Source organism: Streptomyces sp. NRRL S-920, from assembly GCF_000717945.1.
GTDB lineage: Bacteria > Actinomycetota > Actinomycetes > Streptomycetales > Streptomycetaceae > Streptomyces > Streptomyces alboniger.
The window spans coordinates 1-270 of sequence record NZ_JODF01000185.1; the positions used below are offsets into that span (position 1 = coordinate 1).

Below are 270 nucleotides of genomic sequence, written 5' to 3' on the forward strand. Positions count from 1 at the left end.
CCGGCAGCACATGCCACGTCGCACACAACGTGACCTCGGTCGGCCCATACAAGTGCCGCACCTGAACCCCAGGACACACCTCACGCACCCGCGCCACCGACCCCGCAGGCACCACATCCCCACCAGTCAGCACCTCACGCAAACCCGCAAAACACTCCGGCGACTCCTCCACAAGCACCCGGAACAAACCAGCCGTCACATGCAACGCCGTAACACCCTCCGCCACCGCCTCCCGCACCCGCCCCGCATCCACCACACCAGGCCCCGCCA

The 270-nt window shown here is 67.4% G+C and carries 1 protein-coding gene; it reads right to left on the reverse strand.

Annotated features, from left to right (window positions below; all coding sequences use genetic code 11):
• The coding region (locus IG54_RS38980) for an AMP-binding protein (RefSeq protein WP_037898499.1) at nt 1-256 on the reverse strand (256 nt) is incomplete at its 3' end.
• Nucleotides 257-270: the final 14 nt, after the last annotated feature.